Raw genomic sequence first — 20,556 nt, 5'->3', positions numbered from 1 at the left:
CCATAAGAAAGGCTTTTGAACCGTGCTTTTGAACATGCTGAAAGGTAAAATCCACCGCGCCACCGTTGTGCAGGCAGAACTTGACTATGTGGGCAGCATCACCGTCGACGAGGACCTGATGGACGCCGCCGGCATCCGCGAATACGAGCAGGTGCAGATCGTCGACGTGAACAACGGCCAGCGCTTCGAAACGTACGTGATTTCCGGCGAGCGCGGCAGCGGCATGATTTGCCTGAACGGCGCCGCCGCGCGCTGCGTTTCGGTGGGCGACAAGGTTATCATCATGTGCTACGCGCTTATGACCGAGGAAGACGTTGCCGCCAACCCGCCGCGCGTGGTGTTTGTTGACGACGACAACCGCCCCAGCCGCATCACGCGCTACGAGCGCCACGGCCGACTGGAGGACATGGACCGCTAGGCAAACGAACCTCCCACACGCAAACGCCGCTACCGTACAATAGGCAGCGGCGTTTTCATTATTCGGAAGGATGCACGTGCATATCTCGTTCGACCAGAAGCTGCAAGACTACATGCGCAAGAAGGGCTTCGCCGGCATTGCCGTAAGCACTGTCAGTGCCATCGGTTGCTGCGCCGACACCACCGAGCTTGCCACGCGCTTCGTGCGCGACGACGAAGCGGCGCGCCTGAAAGCCCACGGCTGCGGCGTGCACACGGCCGATGTGGGCGAAGTGTTCATCGAGACGAAGGGGCTGCACTACGACGACAAGGTCACGTTCAGCTTGCGCAATTTCTTCGGCGCGAAAGATGTGCGCGTAAAGGGTATTAGCGCTTGGAAGTTGTAGAGTGCAGAAAGCAGCGAACTCGCAGAGCAGCAATCCTGCAGTAGCCATCTCGCGCAAGCCCAAGCCTCAAACGAGAGGCGACCGGAAACATCGCATCCGGCCGCCTCTCGTTTCGCTCTACAAACAACGCCGATTGACGCTCCGCTAGTTCACCTTCACCAGCGAGAACACTTCTGCGTCTGTAACCTTGGCGATGGTTTCGCGTGGGTTCAGGAACGCAAGTTCCATAAGGAAGCCCAGACCCGCTACCTTCGCACCGAACTGCTCGATCAGCTTCACCTGGGCCTCGGCGGTGCCGCCCGTGGCAACCAGGTCGTCCACGATAAGCACCACGTCGTCGGGGCCGATGGCATCAACGTGAATCTGCAACTCATCGGTGCCGTACTCCAGCTCGTAGCTGGCGCTGCGCACCTCACGCGGCAGTTTACCCGGCTTGCGCGCAGGCACGAAACCCGCATGCAGGCGATAGGCAACCGGCGCGCCGATCATGAAGCCACGGGCTTCGGCGCCCACAACCTTCGTCACGCCCGCTTCGGCAAAATGGTCGGCAATGGCATCGATGGTTGCCGCGAACCCGTCCGGGTCTTTTAGCAGCGTGGTGATGTCCTTGAACACGACGCCCGGCTTCGGGTAATCCACAATGTCGGTGATATGGCCTTCGAAATCAAACGACGCCATCGGCGCTTCCTTTCCTCAAGCTTGCAACCCGCCAATTGTACCGCCACCAGGCGCGCGTTTAGCGCCGAAGCATGATAAATTACCGTAGGCAAAAACGAGAAAGCAGGTAACGGCATGACATCGAAAAATCGCGCGGTCTGGAACGAGTTCGCGGCACGCAAGCAGGCGCGTTGCGGGCAACAGTTCATTGGCAATGTGCGCGCGGCGAAGGGCATGGGGCCGAACAAAGCATGCGGCCACAAAGGCGGCATCAGCCGACAAGGCAGCAAGCGTTAACAAAAGCACAGCGGAACTTTGGGGCATACAACCCGCCAAAGCCACTAAAGCTGCGAAGCCACCGCCGCCAGCTGCACATCCGCACAGGCTGCGCATTCGCAGAAACGCCGGTGCGACAAATTGCCCGCTCCAGCGGCGAAACGCAAGGGCCACCGTCACCGGCCGAGCAACGGGCAAGTCAAACCCTCAAAAGCGTCGATTACGCAAACGGACACGCAGCTGCGCCCGATGCAAGCGCTAGTTTCCGCGCGTCCACATATTCGCGATGCCGTAGCGGCTTAGCTCTTCGAACAAGAACGGCAGGTAATACGGCCACGCGCCGGCGCCCTTCGTGGAAAAGCCCGTCGTATCGTTGAGCACGTCCACGCTCCACTCCAGGCCGTCGCCCGATTGCGCGCGATACGGCTCGTATCGCTCTTCCCAGGCGGCCAGTTCGTAACCAAGCAGCCGACCGCGCAGCATGGCCGCGTCTTCGGGGTTAAACTGCAAAAACTCCCGCTGGCCCATAACACCAAGCTCCTGCTCAATAGCTGCGCCGAATTCGTCGAACGTAATGCGCACCAGGCTGCGGTTCTCCAACACATCGCGCATGGCCAGGTTGAACTCCACCATGCGCGCCGTACGCAAAATCTCGAAGCGCCGGTCAACACGACGGCCTTCCTCGAAATCTTGTTTGTTGACGATGACGTGTTCGCCCGACCTGGTGCGATAACAACCAGCGGGCACAAGGGCATCAGCATTGACGCGCAGCAAACCATCGGCGTCGAACTTCGCCCCCACCGGCAGCGGCTTCCACTGGGCGCATTCGTCCGTCAGTTCGCTGATGCGCAAAATGCCGTGCCGGCAGTCATCGCGCTTGTCGCGGTAGTAGTCCAACCCATCGCCAAGCGCCATCTCGAATTTCGCCTGCGCCTGCAGGTAATACGCCTGCGACAACGTCAAGTCGCGCTCGCACCCTCGACCTCGCTCGAAGCACCCCGCCAATCGCAGTGCCGAGCTGCCCAACCAATCGGGCTCGTTTAAACCCTGCGCAAGACGATGTGCCTTCGTATACAGCGCAAACGCCCGCTCATCAGCGGCCTGTTCGTCGTCAACAGGCACGTTGCGCCAATACAGCATGTCCGCAAGCTTATACAACGCTTCGGGGTGCTCGCAAAACGCCGCTCGCTCGAATAGGTCAAGCGCGCGCTCGCCATCTTCTTTGCCCAGACGCCCGTATTCGTAGATGTAGCCGAGATTGACCGCTGCTTGAGGGTTGCCCATACTCAGACTTTTCTCATAGAATTCGCGCGCTTTGTCGAAGCACTCGCGGTCGTTGAACGTCAAGCCATCGTTGTAATACAAGGACCCGATTTGCAGCGACAACGCGCCGTGCTGCTGCCGGTCGACAGCCTCATCATACGGCGGTTCGAAATTGCTCAGGTCCATGCGCGTCCTTTCATGCGGTACACCCTCACCTTAGCAGAGCGGAAAACCGGAGAGCGCCCGCAACTGCACATTCCGCCGATTCACACGCAGAATATCGCGCCGGAACAATCTTCCGCCCAAGCAAGCTGCGCGGCTTTCATCGATCTCACTTGCCGCCGGCATCATGCTAGGCAAGACGAACTGCCCTCGCCGCCGCATACACCCCAACTCTTTAACCGCCAAGCGTCAAACAGCAGCCCCTTAGCCGCTCGCTCCAAATAGAAACCGAGGTCATGCGCTACCCGCAAACCTCAAGCGCCCCACGCAAAGGCATTCATCCGAACTCGATGCAAAACCGGCACACGCTGCTTGCGACCGCCGAGCTATTCGTAGCTTTCCAGAAGGCCGCGTAAGTAATTCGCGTACGTTTTACGCAACGATGTTGGCTGCTCGATGACAACCTGACCCTCGAACTGGGAAACCCAGCCGAAAAACACCGGCGTTCCCATTACAACGACGCTAACGCGCGCCGCGCCATCGCCCGCATCATCCACCTGCACGTCTTTGCCGAACCGGTCGACGATGGCATTCATGGCAGACTCTTTCACCCGCAACGTCACCTGCAGCGATTCGCCTGCATACATGTTAAACATGCGCTGCTCGTATTCGTTGACGTCGAACGTGGCGATAGCGGCGTTGCGGGAAGCCCGCTCGTCCGATACGCCGATGTTGCGCATGCGGTCGATGCGGTAGTTCGCGAAATCGTTGTATTTATCGCTGAAGCACACCAGGTAGTAGAAGCCGTCCGAGTACATCAGCTGCACCGGCGTTTGCGTGTACGTTTGACCTTTGTTGCGCAGCCGCAGATGCGCCGAGCAATCATAGCTGGCATACGTAAACGTAACCTTACGCTTTGCCGTGATGGCCTCTTGAATGGCATCGACGTTGCGGAACACGCTGTCGTTTTGGCTTTTCACGCGCCCGCCAACAAACACACGCTTCTCAAGCCCCTGCGCTTGGCTTTTCGACCCAAGGCTTTTGATGGCCCGAACCAACGATGCCGACTGTCGAGCTGTGATGAACTTGCTGCCCTGCACCGCATCGACAAGCAGCAGCAATTCCGAACGCGTGAAAGGCCGCTTGGCCAGATAATAGCGAACGGGCTTGCACCGCTGGCGAGACACCTCGATTCCCGCCTTGCACAATGCGTCGAAATCGCGGTACAGCGCTTTACGCTCGGCGGAGATGCCGGCGTCCTCAAGAGCGGAAAGGATTTCCTCCATGGTAAGACCCTGTTGATCGTCCGTTTGCTCGAACAGGATCTTCAGAAGCGCCAACAAGCGTTCCTTGCTGATTTCCTTCGCCATGCCGCTCTCCCTCGTCACAACCCGCGTACGTCCCCCGTACGGTGCACGGGGACATCATAGGCGATTTGCGTGACAAATGTGCTACCTCTTAACAAAGATTCGTTCCGAACAACGCGCTTTGCCCGCTGTCCTCCGACAAATAGCCTCAAGGCATCGGATTAGCCCGACGCCTTCAAGCTGGCATGATGCGAAATGTGAGTGAATGGTGCGCGTATGCGCGCGAATCAAGCGGATGAGGCAGCCCCCGTTTAAGCCGCCGGCGGAAAGCTTGCCGGCATAGCATACATGCGCTCGAAGTCTTCCAAGTACGGGCCCGAGATGCCCAATGCGTGGATATCATCAAGCCCCGCAACGCCGAAGCTGTCCAGGTAGTCGCGCACGTCCTCGGCAACGGCTTCCTTGTTGCCAAGCATACCCTCGTCGTACAACTCACCGATGGCCACCACAGCGCCCATACGGAAGAACTCCTGAAACTTGCGTTCAAGCTCTGCAGCGGAAACCATATCGGAGCAGCTTGACGCGTTATCAACGCTAGCGGGCGCGGCCGCGACACGATCTAGGCGGGCATGGCGGCCGGACATTGCCTTCATCTCGCTTGCGACTGCTTCATACGTTGGCGTGTGCTTCTTCGTGAACATGGGAGGGCTCCTTACCTGCGCTTGCCGTTTCGTTGTTGTGCATATTACGCGGTAAGGACAATTTGAGAGTCCCACGCGTGGGACTCTCAAAAAATAATTTCGCGGTTTTTTAACGCCCGATAGCTTATTGCCAAGCCTCCCCAAAAGCGTTCGCTCAGTCGCTGCTATCGATAACGATAAAAACCCTCGCCGGCACCGACACCCGTTTTACCTGCATCAATGCGCTCTTTAAGAGCAGCCGCGATTTTCGCCGGCACCGAGTCGGGGTCTTTTGTACGCGGATCAAGCACCACAATGTTGTACGCCGTGGTCAGCCCAACGATGTCAAGGATACGGAACGGGCCAAGCGGAGCGCCCGTACCAAGCATCCACGTTTTGTCGATGGTTTCCGGATCGGCCACGCCCGTTGCATACAACGCTTCTGCCGCGTTGAGAAACGGAACAAGCATGCTGTTCAGAATATAACCCGGCTGCTCTTTGTGCAGCTGCAGCGGAACCATGCCCAAATCAGCGGCAAACTGGACCACCGCGTTATAAGCAGCCGCACCGGTTCCCGGATGGCCCATGACCTCTGCCGTGTTGTTGCGCCATATGCGGTTTGCAAAGTGCAGCGCCAGGAATTTCTCCGGGCGACCCGTTGCCTGGGCCATCTGGCTTGGAAGCAACGTTGAAGAATTCGTTACCAAAATGGTTTGCTCGGGCAGATACTTCGCCAACTCAGCGTAAAACGCATCTTTTTGAGCGGGGTCTTCGGCTATGGCCTCGATGACTAAATCAGCGTTGCATGCGGCCTGCTCGTAGCTAGTGGTGAAGCGAATGGCCTCGAACGCCTGCTGTGCTTTCTGCTTGAGTTGGTCGATCTGATCAGCCGCCAGCTCAGGAGAATCAGCCAATCCTCGACAATAAGCAGCAGGGTCGGTTTTCATGGCCTCAAGCGTTTCCAAATACGTTTGGCGAAGCTGCTCGAACTTCGGCTTCGCGCGATCGATGGAGCCTTCGCTGCGCAACCATACGGTTACGTTGAAGCCCTTGTAAGCCGCCTGATACGCTATCTGGCTTCCCAGCACGCCACCACCAGCAACGACAACGTTTTCGATACCCATTATTCGGCCTCCGTTCTGCGCGTAGACTTGCGGTTTTCACCTGGCGCGAAACCGAATACGGCTCCGCGCCATAAGCCTAGCATGCAGCTTGCAAATGCCGATTCATTTGTCATGCAAGCGGTATCGATTCGTTGCCACTGGCACCGAAGCGTTATCACGGCGTTGCCAGCAAACCTGTCACCCCGCCAAACCTACCATTCGCCCAGCAAGTCTTCAGCAAAGCCCACGCGGTAGTCCTTGAACACGACCCCGTCGCCGGCCTGCGTGGCGTCCAGATCGACATCGGCCGCAATGGCGAAATCGTTGTCACCATCCTCGTCGTGGAAGATTTGACGCACATGCCACACATGCGCTTCTTCCTCGTCGGCCTCGTTCAGGATGAGGTACGCCTTCGACCGCGCATCGGCGTCCAGCAGAATCTCTTCATGCGCCTCATAGTACTCATCCAACGCTTGAGCCCATGCGCGCTCGCCAAAGCCCCACTCGCCATCCGCTTCACCCAAGCCGGCGATATCGCGATGAGCCGCCATGCGCACGCGGCTGAACAGGGCGTTGCGCACCAGCACGGTCAAACCGCGACGATCATGCACCACCGCTTCAGCACCCGCTGCATCGGGCGGCGCCGCATCAAGCACCGACCCGGCGTTTTCCCACTCGTCCACCAAGCTGCTGTCAACGCTGCGCACAACCAAGCCCAGCCAAGCGATGATGTCCTTCAGCTGCTCGGTGCGCTTGTCCTCGGGGATGGTGCGGTCAAGGCCGCGGAATGCCTCGGACAGGTAGCGAAGTAAAATGCCCTCGTAGCGCATGATGCCCAGCTTCTGGATGTAGCCCTTGAAGTCGGCCGCGCTTTCCAGCATATCGCGCAGCACCGACTTCGGACGCAGGCAGTAATCACGCGCCCACGGCACTGCATCGCAGTACTTGCCGAATGCCGCATCAAGCAGGTCTTCCAGCGGCTTAGGATACGTGACCTCGGCGATGCGCTCTAGGCGCTCGTCATAGTCCACGCCATCCATCTTCATCTCCGCCATAGCCGCGTCGCGCGCCTTGCGTTCCTGCGCACGCAGCACCTGACGCGGGTCTTCCAGCGTTGCCTCGACCATGGAAACCAGGTCGAACGCGTACTCGGGGCTTTCAGGGTCAAGCAGCTCCAGCGCCGCCAGCAAAAACGGCGACAGCGGCTGATCGAGCGCGAAATCTTCCGGCAAATCCATGGTGACGGAATATGCGTCCTGGCCATTTTCATCCACATCGTGCACGACCACACCGGCATCGATGAGCGTTTGCAGAACCTCGGCGGCGCGCACGTGCAGCTTCACCTTTTCCTCGTCGGGCTGCAGCGAGTCATCGATAAGCTGGTCAACGCGAGCACGGGCGTTGCCACCTTGCTCAACCTCGGCAAGCACCATGGAATGCGTGATGCGCATACGCGGCGTCAACTGCTCGGGCACGGAATCGACCAGCTTCTTGAACGTGTCCTCGTTCCAGTTGACGAAGTTCTCGGGCGGACGCTTCTTCTTGATCTTCTTCAGCTTCTTCGGATCGCCCGCCGCCTTCACCTCGGCCTTATGGTTCTCGATTTCATGCTCGGGTGCCTCGGCTATGACCACGCCTTCCGTGTCGAAGCCGGAGCGACCCGCACGACCGGCAATCTGGTGAAACTCGCGGCTGCGCAGGCGGCGCATCTTGCGACCGTCGAACTTCGTAAGCTGCGTCAGCACCACGGTGTGGATGGGCACGTTGATGCCCACGCCCAGCGTGTCCGTGCCGCAGATAACGGGCAGCAGGCCCTGTTGCGCCAGCTTTTCCACCAGCAAGCGATAACGCGGCAGCATGCCCGCATGGTGCACGCCCACGCCGCAGCCCAGCAAGCGCTTGAGCGTTTTGCCGAACGCCGTGGAGAACTGCGCGCCCTTCATGGCTTCCTTCACCGCTTCGCGCTGCTCCTTGGTGGCCACGCCATAGCTGGCAAGGTTCTGAGCGCTGGTAAGCGCCGCGTCCTGCGAGAAGTGCACGATGTACAGCGGGCCCTCGTTCTTGCGCAGCGCCAGCTCCACCGTGCCCTCAAGCGGGGTGAGCGCATACTCGTACGACAGCGGCACGGGACGCGGGGCATCGATGACGTTCGACACGTCGCGCGTGGTTTGACGGCGCAGCAAATCGGCAATTTGCGTGACGTCCCCTAGCGTGGCGCTCATAAGCAAAAACTGCGTTTTCGGCAGCGTAAGCAGCGGCACCTGCCACGCCCAACCGCGATCGGTATCGCTGAAGAAATGGAACTCGTCCATGGCGACACTGTGGATAAGCGCATCAGGGCCTTCGCGCAGCGCTTGGTTCGCCAGGATTTCCTCGGTGCAGCAGATGATGGGGGCATCCGTGTTGATGTGCACATCGCCTGTGATCATGCCCACGTTGTCGCGGCCCAGAAGTTCCACCAAGCTGAAAAACTTTTCGCTGACCAGCGCTTTGATGGGCGCCGTGTAGTACGACGTCTCCCCAAAGCACATGGCCATGAAATGCATGCCCAGCGCAACCAAGCTTTTGCCGCTGCCTGTAGGCGTGCCCAAAATCACGTGGTCGCCCACCATAAGCGACATGAGCGCCTCTTCCTGGTGCGGCCACAGCTCAATGCCGCGATCGGCAACCCAGCCCGTGAACGCCTCGAACGCCTCTTCTTCCGTAAGGTCGGGGTTTGTGTCGTACAAGTGGTACGCCAGCGCGCCAAGCTCCCCCGGTTCATGCCCTTCGGCTTGCGCTGCGAGCGTTTCGACGATGTCCTCGCCCTCGAATGTATGAATATCAGCCATAAAGGATCCCCTTGTATCGTGAGCCTAAAGAGCCGTGCGTTTAATTCGCCGCTAGCTCTTCCCGGCGCGGTCTTTCAGATTGCGGCAACCGAGCATCCGTGCAGCGCCTTCGGCAGCAAACTACCGTGCAGCATCGATCGATATTGCCTGTTCGTATAAGGTTTCAGGCGCAACATCTTGGCCCTCGGGCCATTCGATGGTATCACCCGTTTCCGCAATGCGAACTTGTTGGAAATAGCCAGCATCAAGCACGTGCTGCCACGAAGCAGGACAGTGCTCAAGATATGACGCCACGTCGAATCGTCCGACAAAGCCGTCGGTCCAGGTTACAACCACTGTATGATTGGCATCGGCACAAACGGCCACTACGTCTAAGCCAATATCCCATTCCCTAGAGCACACCGCCACTCCTTAGCGCAAAGGTTCGATTCGATAGCAATCGCTTCGATGCGACGCGAGATACCAATTGTCTTGCAATTCCTGCTCATGCAGCGCAATCCATGCCTGCATAAGCTTGTGCTGCTTTATTGGCAAACCGCCGCGCAGCACCTGCCCTTCGAGCGAGTATACCGCCTTCTTGTCGGCATACTTCGCATGAATGTGCGGAAGCGAATGAGGGCTCCCAACCTCTACATACATGGTAACGATAATCCCGTAGAAACGGCTGAGTTCGGGCACAACTATCCCCTTCCCTGCGGCGCGGCGCCGCATTCCCGTGATGAAGAGGATCTTGCGAACGTGGTATGGGCTGAAGGCGGGACCCTTCGCCTGCTTGGACGCGGCATGAAGCCGAGCGTTCGCACTAGCTCGTTGCACCTACTATGCAACCTCTACGTCCGCAAGGTCGTCCACCAGGTTATCGAACACGTCCACCGCTTCGTCCACCAGTCGCCAAACCTTGTCGGGAATGTGCTCCGAAAGCCCTTCCCAAGCTACAACCTTGCTCACCGAAGCGCAGGTCACACGGGCAAAATCCTCCACCGACAGCCCCATGTACTCGCGCAAAGCGCGAAACTCGGCCCCGCCACGAACCTGCGAATTACCGCCAAAACCCATAGTGCGCCTCCTTTTGACTAGCTTGCATATGCCACGCGAAGCGGATAAATGCTTCGCGACGAGCAAGCGCGCAGCGTCCGACTTCGCCAAGCCTCAACCCGCAAAGCCGCAGGGCCGCGCGCAAACCCGTCGCCTACGACGTCTTCACCAAATCGCCCAGTTCCTCGATATAGCGGCTGGCGCAAGAGACGACGATGCGCAACGCGCGCACGCAAACGGGGCCGGCGTTACGCTCGTCAACAATCAAGTTGTAGTCGCATGCAACTCGATCTCGAGCGTCGTTGAGGTAGCACTTTGCGAAACGATAATCGCTGTTGACCTGGTTAAGCTTGACGATGATTTCAGGAATTTTCGCCGTGTCAACCACGCGCGCAATTGACGGCTCGACGAAATTGACCGCGTCGGCCTCATCGCCATCTTCATCGAAGTCGACGAAGACGATAAACTTCACGCCACGCGTTTTCACGGGAACCACCACGATGTTCTCTTCTTCGCTCAACAGTTCGAACTTCATGCCTTCGCGACGAAGTTCCTTGACGAACGCCTCGCGCAGCTGTGTTGCCGTTGCCATTGTTTCTCTCCCTTCCTGTGGGAACGTTGCTGCGACAAATCCGATTCAGCTTGCTTGCCGCTGACATCAGTATGCAAACGGCCCAACGCCGCCGTTGCGCAACGGCGGCAAGGCGCGGACGAGGCCAACCTGCTACACTTTATTAAGAGAAGCCTGCAAGGCAGTTTTGCCGATGAGCAGGCACATTGGGAGACGGGAGCGCCAAGCATGGAACAACTTGCAAGCGACACGGCCAAGGCGCATCAGCCGCTTGTTTTTCTTGGCGGCACGTGCAACGGATCAACATGGCGCAGCCGAATTATCCCGCTTTTGACCTGCGATTACTTCGACCCCGTTGTGAGCGAATGGAACGAAGCCGCGCGTGCACGCGAACTTGACGCACGCGAGCACGCCGATATCGTGCTGTACGCCTTGACCCCGCTGATGGAAGGCTGCTATTCAGTTGCCGAAGCGGTGGACGACTCGAACAAGCGGCCCGCCTCCACGGTGATGGTGCTGCTGGCGGCGCCTGACGGCGGCAAGCAGTTCACGCCGCACCAACTACGCGCGTTGCGCCAGACCGGTGAGCTGGTAAAACGCAACGGAGCTGCATACTTCGAAAACCTTGAGGAAGCCGCCGATTTCATCGCGCAACGTACGACAGCGTGTCAGAAAGAGCAAGAGAGCTAGAGAAGGAAGGGGCATTGGAGAAGTTCGGCGCCCCTTCCCCGCAGCGGCGCCGAAGCCCCGCCGCCTTCGAGTACCGCAGCCGGCAACGGCCTAATCCATGAGAATCGGCTGACACAGCTCCCTCTACAGCGTCATGACCAGCTCGTGCAGCTGCACGGCGTCTTTGGCGAACTCGACGGCCTGCTCCAAACGTGCAACGCCGATAAGTTCCACGCGCGCATGCTCAGCAGCCCGCTTGGCCTCGGGCGCGGTGGCAAATGACACGGGACACACCAGCGCATCGCAGCCATACGCCGCCGCGCGCGCAACGATGAACGGAGCTTTCTCCAACACATCGGACGAGTCGAGCGCAACCTCGCCCGAAGGGCGCACGGCGCCGAAAAACGCCGTGCGTTCAAGTTCGGCGGGCAAGCCGGCATCTGCCAGCGCCAAGGCCACGGCGAAGCCGAGCATGGCGTCCGGACAATGGCATCCCTGCAGGTCATCAGCTTCCGCAAGGAACAGCTGCACGCCTTTGGGGAACACGCGCAGCTGCGCCAGCGCAACCTGCGCCAGCTTGACGTTGCGCCCCACGGCAGGCACGTCGGACAGACACGAAACGGCGCCTTCGCCCGACACCGCACCCACGCACGCAAGCGCCGCTCCGCCCGCAGATCCGCCGCGGCCCATGATTACGCGCACGCCGCTAGTAGCGACAAGCTGCGCCGGAAACAGCTTACGCGCCTGTTGCACGCCCACGCGACCGTCGCCGCCGGCGCAAGCAAGCAGCTGCTCAAGGCGCTTCTCGAACCCGCGCAAGCCGGCAGCGTCATCAAGTTGCGCCAAATGACGCAAGGCATCGTCGCTCACTTTAATACCCGGCAAGCCAAGCTTTTCGCCCAGGCGCTCCACCAGCACCGCCTTCGCGATGGCTACCTTGGCCTCGGGCGTGTAGCCGAACACGTGCACAACGGTACAGCGATCCACAAGGTAAGGCGACACTTTGTCCAGGTCATTGGCCGTAAGCACCACCAACCAGCGTGACAGGTCCGCGGGCACGTTAAGGAAGGAATCGGCAACGCGCCCCTCATCAAGCAGCGAAAGCAGGGCCGTTGCGTCGCAGCAGCTAGGCTTGTCCACCTCGTCGATAAGCAGCACGCCGGGCGCGCCGGCATGAGCGGCAGCCACCTCGGTCAGCAAACCGGGCGCATTGCGGGAGCCGAACACCTCAGATGCGGACAGGCCAGGGAAGTCGCGCTTGGCGAACGGCACGCCGCCAAGCGCCCCCGACAGCGACTCGCACAGCGTGGTCTTGCCCGTTCCCGCAGGGCCTACCAGCAGAAGCGGACGCGGATGCGCGGCGCGCAAACTTGCGGAGACCGCCTTCGCCATGCCCTCGATGCCGCCAAGCAGCGGATGCGTGTGCTCAATTGCATCTACGACCTGGGCATTCGAGAGCGTCGGCAAGCGCGTACCATCGGGGACCGCATCCAGAAGCACCTTCAAGCGGCGACGCGCGTGCTCGCTCGCGGGATCGGCGTCGTCAAGCGCCGAGGCCAGCAACGCGCACGCCACATCGTCGACATCCGAGGAAAGCGCGGCGCGCTTCAGCCCGTACCACACGCGCGGGTCATTTGCGTTCGGCGCCGGAAGGATTTGCGCAACGCCTTCCGCATCCAGCGCAACGCCTTGTTCGCGCTGCGCGGCAGATGCAGCGAGCAGGCGGCAGCAGTTTGTCACCGACTCGGTACCATCATCGAAGCAATAGCCGTCAACCACGCATTCGGGCAGGTCAAAGGCGTATTCGACCTTGGCAGCGTCGAGTTGGCGGCGCACCTCGGCAACCTTCTCGTCACACGTCAACGCATGGACCGTAGCACTGACGGCACAGCACGAAGCAAAGCCTTTGTCACGCGAAGCGGCATCGCAAACGATAATCAACGGCTGCGAAAACCTCGCTTGAATGCCCAAGTAGGCATCGCGAAAAGTGCCGCAGCGCGCCAGCGTTTTCAGGAACTGGACCGGATCGCCGTCAGACTTTTTCAAATTCGCAAGAGTGTGGGCGTTACGCACGATTACGCCGCATTCCCCACTCTCGAACAAACCACGAGCAACCATGCCCAGCGCTGCCTGCGAGAACGGCGCCGCGCACCCCATCAGGTCAAGCGAGGAAGAACACGAACCGGCATCGATGGTCAACGCCGGCAACGCATCGCGCGAAACGCAGCTTGCAAGCGCGCGAGCAAGATCGTCAACCGGCGCTCCCGAAGGCGCATTCAGCAGCACCGCCACGCGTTGTCCCGACTCCGCGCAACGGCGAACGGCCTGGGCGGCGGTGACGAAATCCTCGCGATAGCACGGCGGCAAACCGGCAAATGCCGCTTCGTAGCGGCGTTCGTCAAACGCAACAGGCGAGCGCCCCGGGTCGGGCACGCGGCACAACGCCAACGCGCAGCGCAGGCGAGCGCGACCATCGCCGGACGGATTCTTCGTCAAGTTGCGAACTTCTGCGGCAGCTTGGGGCTCGATAACGCCGACCGACAGGCACAGCTTCGCAACCTGCGACAACTGCATGTCGGTGAGCATGCAAAGCTGGTCTTCGGCAACGGGTGCCTTCTCCAGCAGCAAGGCAAGCGCGCGCAAAGGCTCCTCGGCGGCTTCGATGTCGTCCTGATTGGTGCACAAAGCGGAAAGAGCGGCGGAAAGCTTGACGCCAAGCGCCCCGAAGCGCGCAGACCAAGCGTTCACAGCGGCGTCATGCGGCGTCAAGGGGGAAGCGTCGCGTTCGCCTTTGACGTCAGCCGCGTCCTCGGTTGCCCCAACCAGCTCGATTTCATCGTCGGCAGCCGCTGCCGACGCTCCAACGGCAGCGGTCGGCTCATCCGCACCCGAAAGCAGCTTCGCGATGTGCTCGACGATGATCGCATCGTCAACAGGGGTTTTCGCCATGATCGGTTCCTTTCCTCGGCATTGTTGCTGGGGAAACGGTACCGGCAAACGTTTGACACCGTTGCGCAACGGGACCGAACGCCGCGCCGCATTATGACAGCAGCGCAAAGGCCCCGAGACTTCAAGCCAGCGGCCGGTGCGAGGCCGAGCCGCGCATCCGGTTGCGCAACGAGCGGAGGACACAGCTCTCGGCAGCAACGAAACCGGATTTGCTCAAGACGACCCGCCCCGCAGCCGAAACGTGGCCCAGCCGGAAAACCGGTTGCGCAATGGGGCGAAAACCCAGTCGCTACCGTACAGACATCGGAAAACCCGCAACGAAAGGACCATCATGAAACGCACGTCTTGCACCCCCTCCCCCGTTCGCCGCCGCGCACTGGCCGTGGCGCTGTGCGCGCTGCTGGCAACGGCGCCGCTGGCCGGCTGCGGGCAGCAGGCCGAAGAACCGCAAGCCCTGGGCACCTACACCGTGAAAACATCTGCCGTACCCACTGACCAGGTTGAATGCTCCGATGCAGCGCTGGTGGTAACGGCCGCGCAAGGCCAGGCGTTCCGCGTTCCCAACAACGCGCTTGCTTTCGCGAAGGCCGCCGTGGAAGGCTGCGGCTACATGTCAACCGTCGACTCCGCCGGCAGCGTGGACGGCGCCGTGTACACGGCCACCTCGAACTCGAAGGCCAACAAGCGCGAAGAGACCGACACGAACACGAAAGCCGTATTCAAGGACGCTTGCAGCCTGCGCGCCAGCAAGCCCGAAGTAAACCTGCTGGCGGCACTGAACGCTGCAGCGTCCGACCTGCAGGCAAACGCCGTCGGCGACCGCAAGGCCATCTGCGTTGTGGCTTCCGGCATTTCAACCACCGGCCTTTTGGCCACCACGCCCGAGCTGTTGGCCGCCGATGCGCACGACGTTGCCGCGCAGCTGCGCGAGCTGAACGCCATCGGCAACTTCAGCGGCATCGACGTACACTTTTACGGCCTGGGACAAGCCACGGGCGATCAATCGATGCCCGCTTCCGTTGCCGGCAAAAACGCCGCGCTGCTTGCGGCCGTAGTGGAAGAAGGCGGCGGCACGGCCGTGGTTGAACCCGATCAGCTAACCCCGCTTGGCTGCGACGACGAGCTTCCCACATGCACCGTAATGGCGTTCGAAAGCGATGCGCTAACGCTTCCCACCGTTGCGCCTGGTGAAAGCGTCGAAGTGACCCTTGATGACGCGCAGCTGCAGTTCGTCGGCGACGAGGCAACCTTCGCCGACCCCGAAACCGCAGACGAGCTGCTCGGCAGCATCGCCGAGCAGGTTCGCGAGCAGGGTTACACCGTTGAAGTCGAAGGCCACACCGCCGCCTCGCAGCTGTACCCCGACCATGGCATGGAGCTTTCCACGCGCCGCGCGCAAGCCGTAGCCGATGCCCTAACCACCCGAGGCATCGATCCGGCCCAGGTCACGGCCGCAGGCGTCGGCGACCGCGACTCAACGTCGCTAGCCTCGGGCACCTTCAGCGAAGCCCAAGCCGCCCAAGACCGCAAAGTGGTCCTGCGCTTCCATGCAGCGTGAGCAACCATAGAAGCCTGCTCATCGCGTTAGACGACCTTATTCAACCCTTCACCCACATTCAGCTTCTCGAGAAAACGGCCACTGTTGGTCACTTTCTCGAGAAGCTGAATGAATTGGGGACATAATTCGCCGAAGCTGAAACGACCGCGAAGCACCATAGGCACGCCGCAACGAATAGCCTTGCAGCAATAAGCAAAACGCCAGGTCACAAGCTCACAAACTAGAAAACGCCCATGCCCAGCAACCACGCACCCCAACCGCAAATTCAGGAACTCGAAAAACCGTCCAACAGTGGCCACAATTCCGCGCTCCTGAATGCGGCAAAGAGGCTGCGGCATGACCACCCCAGCCCCTTCGGCAAAAAGACCCTTCGTCACGACGGGCGAATGCCGCAACCGCCCCTCGCTTCACCATCGCGCCGAACATCGCGAAGAAACCCGAGCGCAAGGGTTCTCGTCACGAATAGCGTCGCGCTCGCCAGGCAATCGGCGGGTGCGACGGGCAATTCGCGCAAGGTCGCACCTCTTGCGGGCGCAAGCGGCTATCATGGACTCACCTGTCAAACAACCGCGATTGACGGCGCGCTCCGCCCGCCCGTCGCGCCCTCGCCCCAAGGAGCCGCCGATGCCCAGTAAGAAGCTGCACACCGCGTTCGTGTCGTGCCCCACTGAGCTGCGCGAAGAGCGCCGCGCGGTGCTTGACGTGCTGCTGTCGTTCGACGCCTTCCCCATTTCCACCGAGTTCTTCACCATCCAGTCGAAAGACGGCTTTCGCGACATCGAGCAGCTGATCGACGACTCGGACTACTTCATCTTGCTGCTGTCCGACCGCAGCGGTTCGGTGCTTGACCTGCCCGACGGCACGTGCGCCAGCTGGACCGAGCTTGAGGCGCGCTACGCGTTCGCGCACGCCGAGGAAAACGGGCAGAAGATCATCGTGTTCCAGTTGCCCCAGCTCACGGCCGCGCTTTCGGCGGACCCCGCAACGCTTGACGCGCAGACGCGCCGCCAAGTGGCGTTCGCGAACAGCCTGGCCGGCAACACGGTGAACGCCGTGGGAAGCGTCACCGAGCTGCGCACGCGCCTGGCCACGTTCATCGAGGGCGCGAAATCCTCGGGCGCCACGCCCGGCTGGATCCGCGGCTTCTCGCGCGAGGGCGTGCCGGGGCTTGCGTTCGGCAAAACGTACCATCACGTGCACCTTTCGCAAAGCCTGCCCGACTACCTACGCATCGGCACCATCCGCTTCAGCTGCTCGACCACCGCGCCACGCATGATCCACGCCGACGCCGTGAACTACAAGGCCGCGCTTGGCGAAGACGGCCGCGTAGTGCCGCGCCTGGGCCGCAACAAAACGGAATGGACCGCCGAATACGCCTACGACGCCGGCCGGCTCACCGGCATTTACGAAGCGCACAAGCGCATAGCCGAAACGTTTGGCGACTTCTCGATTTCCGCAGGTCACCGGCGCGGCATCCACGATTTTCGCGTATCATCGCACCAGGACCGCTACGTGCTGGACGGTTCGTTCGCCGACGCCATCAGCCGCGACAACCTGAAGCAAAGCTGCAAGTCAGGCGAGGTGTACGTTTTCGAAACCGAAGACGCGCTCAACCGGTTCCTTGCGTCCGAATGCCCCGATTTGCTCGAAACCCTCAAGGAGGCCTAAATGAGCATGGATTTCGCACCCGTCATCGACGCCGTCAAGTCAACCCGCCCCATCATCTTCGACAAGGCGCTGGCGTCGTCGGTGAAAATGAAGGGCGAGGCCGACTTCGTTACCGAGGTTGACCTGCGCATCAGCGAGCACCTGAAGCAGCAGCTGGGGGCGCTGCACCCCGAGATCGGGTTCATGTCGGAAGAGGAGGAGCCCGGCGAGCTGGCGCGGCGGCGCTGGATTTTGGACCCCATCGACGGCACCACGAATCTGGTGTTCGGCTACAACATGTCGTCGGTGTCGCTGGCGCTGGTGGAAGACGAGCGCCCCGTGTTCGGCGTGGTGTACAACCCCTTCTCTGACGAGGTGTTTTGCGCCGAAGCGGGCCACGGCGCCACGCTGAACGGCGCGCCCATCGCCGTGGTGGACCGCCCGGTGGACGGCTGCCTTATCGAGTTCGGCGCCGGTTCCACGCGCAAGCACGAGGCCGACGTGGCGTTCGACGTGGCGAAAAACGTGTTCAAACACTGCCTGGATTTGCGGCGCATCTGCTCGTCGGCGCTGGCCATCTGTTTCGTGGCGTGCGGGCGCATCAACGGGTATTTCGAGAAGCGCCTGAAGCCATGGGACTACGCCGCCGCGTGCCTGATCTTGGCGGAAGCCGGCGGGCAATCCAGCAACTGGGACGGCGCACCCATGCAGTACGCCGCGCCGCAAAGCATCGTGTGCGGATCGCCGAAAGCCTACGCGTTTCTGCGGGAAGCCGTGGCCGCGAAGTGAGGGCGCGTTCTGCCGAAAACGCTGCGGGGCCTTCCGCGGAAGAGGGCGCTGGGGCGCGCGAGCTGGCGAGCGATTTCGCGCTAGCCGCAGGAGCGGGTGTCGGTGGCGTTGACTCTACCGAGAGTGCTACGGGGTTGCTGACAGCGGAGGCAGACGCCGAAGCCGACTGCGGCGGTGCCGCGGGCTCGCAATCTGCGGAAACCGAAACGGAAACGGGCTGGTCGCGGGCCGATTATGCGGCCGGCGAACGCTTGCGGCTTGTCTTTGGTGAACACGCTCGCCCGCTCGTGTCGTCGCGACGCAAGGAGACGTATCGCGCGTGCTATGTTGACGCCGACGGCGCGAACGCCATTCCCGTCGTAGCCACGTTCTTCAGCGACCGCAGGGCGTTCGAGAAAGAATTCGAGAAGCTTGAGCTGGCGAACAGCCTGGGGGTCGGCCCGCGCGTGTTCGACGTGTACCACCGCGAGAAACCGCAGGTCATCGGCGCGAATGACAGCGTGAATGGAACGACGGGCGGAAGCTATGCGAGCAAAGCAGCGGCCGCCGCGAACGCGCGCGATGCTTGCAGCGACAGCGCGCTCTCAAGCATTGCGGGCAACGCGACGCACGATGCGGCAGGCTTCAACAACGTAGGCAACGCTCCGGACAATCGCCCGGCTTTCCCCTGTTTGGTCGAAGAGGACCTGGGCGTTTCGCTGGCGGATATGATCGGCGAAGGGGCCGCGGCACCGCATATCGAAGCTGGCCGACGCGGGGTTCGCCTTGCGCCCGTCGGAAGCGCCGAGCGCACACGGCAGGTTGCGAAAATCGCATTCGACATCGGCGCCGAGCTGACGCTGTTGCACGAGCACGGCGCTTTTTATCTGGATTTGAAGCCCTCGAACGTGTGTGTGCGCGCGTACGGAAACGCGCCCGCCGACATCCGCGCGGGGCTGATTGATTTCGAGTCGCTGGTTACATCGAGCCGACCGTCGGACTACTCAACGCTTGCGTGCTATAACACGCTGTGCGCCTGGGCGCGCGCGAAAGGCGTTGCTGCGCCCATGTTGACGAACCAGATTGTTGACCTGGGGTTTCTTCTGCTTGTAGCCGCCAGTGCGCTTTGCGGAAAGACCGTTGGCTCGCTGTGCGCAGCCGATATCGACGCCGCTTGCGCCCTGCCGGGCATGGGATTTTTCGCCATCCGCTACGGCTGCTTCGACGTTCGACCGCTTAGCGAAAGCGACCTTGCCGCGCTGGCCGAAGCGGCGGGTATGACGCGCGCGCAGTCGAAAACGCAAGCGCTACCGCGCCCAACCGAAACCAACATGAACGAGGATGCCATTCCCGAGTCGCGCGAAAACGCAACCCCGAATTCGCTTAGCGGCGAAATGGCGAATTCGCCCAATGATGTGGCGGCCGCGTCCTCCGCACATGCCACGCCGACAACGTTGTCGGCGCGCATCGCGACAAGCTTCCCCGAAGTCGGCAACGATGATCGCGGGCCCGCCTTCGGACGCTTCGGCTTCTGCGACGCCGTCGACAAGCTGCGCGCGGCGCAAAATCCGCTGTATGTGCTGGCCAAGCGCAAATTCGACATCGCCCTGGCGTGCCACGGCGACTGGTGCAACACGGCAAACGCAAGCCGCAGCGACCTCATCAGGGATTTCTTCGCGCAAGACCCCGTCAAAATCAAGCAGGGGCTGCGTCAGGCAAACGGCATCCTCAGCTACGTGGAACGGCTGGGCTGCGCGCTGGTTCCCGAACAGCTTGCCAACCTGCCCCGTTACCGCGCGCGGCGCCTGCGCCAGCTCACCTGCGGGCAAATGCTGCTGGTTGCCCAATGGGAGCACGAAAGCTGGCGCGCGCTGCACGAGCAGCTGGGCTTTCGCTACGCCGAGCGCAACGCGGACGGCACGCGACCCACCGGGGCCAACGAGTACCTGTTGGACTGGGAAAGCCTGTGCGAAACGCCCGAGACGGACGCGGCGCCCCTGCCTGCCGACGCCCCACGCGACGCCGCGCTCGCAAAGCTGTGGGACACGCGCGCCCGCAACGACATCGCGTTCGCCTGCGGCATCGTCGGCAAACTGCAATCCATCGGCCTCTCCGTCATCAACGAAACCTACCGCCCGCCCAGCAGATAGGCATAGCGAGCGTCAGGATTTTTCTCGGTTTCCTCACTTTTTGCAACTTTTTCGAAGTAGCGGGGCAATTTGAAACCATCATGCACGGTTCTTTGCATCAGCTACGCTGGATATGCTTTGTTCATTA

Annotated in this window: 20 protein-coding genes; 8 read left to right on the top strand and 12 right to left on the bottom strand. The window is 61.1% G+C overall.

The window, feature by feature from the left end:
- Positions 1-22: 22 nt before the first annotated feature.
- Positions 23-418 carry an aspartate 1-decarboxylase gene (gene panD, locus ACWI6D_RS01295; RefSeq protein WP_288285007.1) on the top strand — a complete coding sequence of 132 codons (396 nt, stop codon included), beginning with the start codon at positions 23-25 and terminating at the stop codon, positions 416-418.
- Between the two features lie 76 nt (positions 419-494).
- The gene (locus ACWI6D_RS01290) at positions 495-803 is read left to right on the top strand and encodes a hypothetical protein (RefSeq protein ID WP_449133381.1); all 309 of its coding nucleotides are present in this window, start codon (positions 495-497) and stop codon (positions 801-803) included.
- A gap of 144 nt (positions 804-947) precedes the next feature.
- Here ACWI6D_RS01290 and ACWI6D_RS01285 read toward each other — a convergent pair whose 3' ends face one another.
- A complete protein-coding gene (locus ACWI6D_RS01285) occupies positions 948-1,481 on the bottom strand; it encodes an adenine phosphoribosyltransferase (protein ID WP_288285008.1) in 534 nt (177 codons plus the stop codon).
- A gap of 114 nt (positions 1,482-1,595) precedes the next feature.
- Here ACWI6D_RS01285 and ACWI6D_RS01280 point away from each other — a divergent pair, with 114 nt between their 5' ends.
- Positions 1,596-1,757, top strand: coding sequence for a hypothetical protein (locus ACWI6D_RS01280; protein ID WP_288285009.1), 162 nt, complete (start codon positions 1,596-1,598; stop codon positions 1,755-1,757).
- Between the two features lie 237 nt (positions 1,758-1,994).
- Here the strand turns inward: ACWI6D_RS01280 and ACWI6D_RS01275 are convergent, their stop codons facing one another.
- The 9 genes from ACWI6D_RS01275 to ACWI6D_RS01235 all read right to left on the bottom strand — a co-directional run bounded on the left by ACWI6D_RS01275 (position 1,995) and on the right by ACWI6D_RS01235 (position 10,709).
- Positions 1,995-3,185 carry a tetratricopeptide repeat protein gene (locus ACWI6D_RS01275; RefSeq protein WP_449133380.1) on the bottom strand — a complete coding sequence of 397 codons (1,191 nt, stop codon included), beginning with the start codon at positions 3,183-3,185 and terminating at the stop codon, positions 1,995-1,997.
- Positions 3,186-3,547: 362 nt separating this feature from the next.
- Positions 3,548-4,531, bottom strand: a complete 984-nt coding sequence (locus tag ACWI6D_RS01270; protein WP_449133379.1) for a helix-turn-helix transcriptional regulator — start codon at positions 4,529-4,531, stop codon at positions 3,548-3,550.
- A 248-nt stretch (positions 4,532-4,779) separates the two neighbouring features.
- Positions 4,780-5,169, bottom strand: coding sequence for a hypothetical protein (locus ACWI6D_RS01265; RefSeq protein WP_449133378.1), 390 nt, complete (start codon positions 5,167-5,169; stop codon positions 4,780-4,782).
- 164 nt (positions 5,170-5,333) lie between these two features.
- The gene (locus ACWI6D_RS01260; protein WP_449133377.1) at positions 5,334-6,272 is read right to left on the bottom strand and encodes a 3-hydroxyacyl-CoA dehydrogenase; all 939 of its coding nucleotides are present in this window, start codon (positions 6,270-6,272) and stop codon (positions 5,334-5,336) included.
- 191 nt (positions 6,273-6,463) lie between these two features.
- On the bottom strand, positions 6,464-9,082 hold the full coding sequence (locus tag ACWI6D_RS01255) for a DEAD/DEAH box helicase (protein WP_449133376.1): 2,619 nt from the start codon (positions 9,080-9,082) through the stop codon (positions 6,464-6,466).
- Positions 9,083-9,202: 120 nt separating this feature from the next.
- A complete protein-coding gene (locus ACWI6D_RS01250) occupies positions 9,203-9,484 on the bottom strand; it encodes a DUF2442 domain-containing protein (protein ID WP_449133375.1) in 282 nt (93 codons plus the stop codon).
- Positions 9,485-9,493: 9 nt separating this feature from the next.
- Positions 9,494-9,760 (bottom strand): DUF4160 domain-containing protein, encoded by a 267-nt coding sequence (locus ACWI6D_RS01245; RefSeq protein WP_129425301.1) that lies wholly within the window; start codon positions 9,758-9,760, stop codon positions 9,494-9,496.
- Between the two features lie 141 nt (positions 9,761-9,901).
- Entirely contained in the window at positions 9,902-10,138 is a 237-nt protein-coding gene (locus tag ACWI6D_RS01240) for a helix-turn-helix domain-containing protein (RefSeq protein ID WP_302936464.1), read from the bottom strand.
- A 133-nt stretch (positions 10,139-10,271) separates the two neighbouring features.
- A complete protein-coding gene (locus ACWI6D_RS01235) occupies positions 10,272-10,709 on the bottom strand; it encodes a YbjN domain-containing protein (protein WP_288285622.1) in 438 nt (145 codons plus the stop codon).
- Between the two features lie 207 nt (positions 10,710-10,916).
- Here ACWI6D_RS01235 and ACWI6D_RS01230 point away from each other — a divergent pair, with 207 nt between their 5' ends.
- Complete coding sequence (locus ACWI6D_RS01230; protein ID WP_449133374.1) at positions 10,917-11,378, top strand: hypothetical protein; 462 nt, start codon at positions 10,917-10,919, stop codon at positions 11,376-11,378.
- 123 nt (positions 11,379-11,501) lie between these two features.
- Here the strand turns inward: ACWI6D_RS01230 and ACWI6D_RS01225 are convergent, their stop codons facing one another.
- The gene (locus tag ACWI6D_RS01225) at positions 11,502-14,306 is read right to left on the bottom strand and encodes an AAA family ATPase (RefSeq protein ID WP_449133373.1); all 2,805 of its coding nucleotides are present in this window, start codon (positions 14,304-14,306) and stop codon (positions 11,502-11,504) included.
- A gap of 331 nt (positions 14,307-14,637) precedes the next feature.
- On the opposite strand from ACWI6D_RS01225, the gene ACWI6D_RS01220 reads away from it, so the two are divergent.
- Positions 14,638-15,864 (top strand): OmpA/MotB family protein, encoded by a 1,227-nt coding sequence (locus tag ACWI6D_RS01220; protein WP_449133372.1) that lies wholly within the window; start codon positions 14,638-14,640, stop codon positions 15,862-15,864.
- Positions 15,865-15,890: 26 nt separating this feature from the next.
- Here the strand turns inward: ACWI6D_RS01220 and ACWI6D_RS01215 are convergent, their stop codons facing one another.
- Positions 15,891-16,208 carry a hypothetical protein gene (locus ACWI6D_RS01215; RefSeq protein WP_449133371.1) on the bottom strand — a complete coding sequence of 106 codons (318 nt, stop codon included), beginning with the start codon at positions 16,206-16,208 and terminating at the stop codon, positions 15,891-15,893.
- A 280-nt stretch (positions 16,209-16,488) separates the two neighbouring features.
- On the opposite strand from ACWI6D_RS01215, the gene ACWI6D_RS01210 reads away from it, so the two are divergent.
- The 3 genes from ACWI6D_RS01210 to ACWI6D_RS01200 are packed head-to-tail and all read left to right on the top strand — an operon-like array spanning position 16,489 to position 20,429.
- Entirely contained in the window at positions 16,489-17,532 is a 1,044-nt protein-coding gene (locus ACWI6D_RS01210; RefSeq protein WP_449133370.1) for a DUF4062 domain-containing protein, read from the top strand.
- On the top strand, positions 17,533-18,300 hold the full coding sequence (locus ACWI6D_RS01205) for an inositol monophosphatase family protein (protein ID WP_449133369.1): 768 nt from the start codon (positions 17,533-17,535) through the stop codon (positions 18,298-18,300).
- Complete coding sequence (locus tag ACWI6D_RS01200; RefSeq protein ID WP_449133368.1) at positions 18,297-20,429, top strand: hypothetical protein; 2,133 nt, start codon at positions 18,297-18,299, stop codon at positions 20,427-20,429. Before ACWI6D_RS01205 ends, ACWI6D_RS01200 begins: the two co-directional genes overlap by 4 nt.
- Positions 20,430-20,556 lie beyond the last annotated feature (127 nt).

The organism is Senegalimassilia sp. (genome assembly GCF_977052095.1).
Note: the sequence above shows the minus strand (reverse complement) of the source record. Positions and strands in the feature narration are given on the sequence as shown.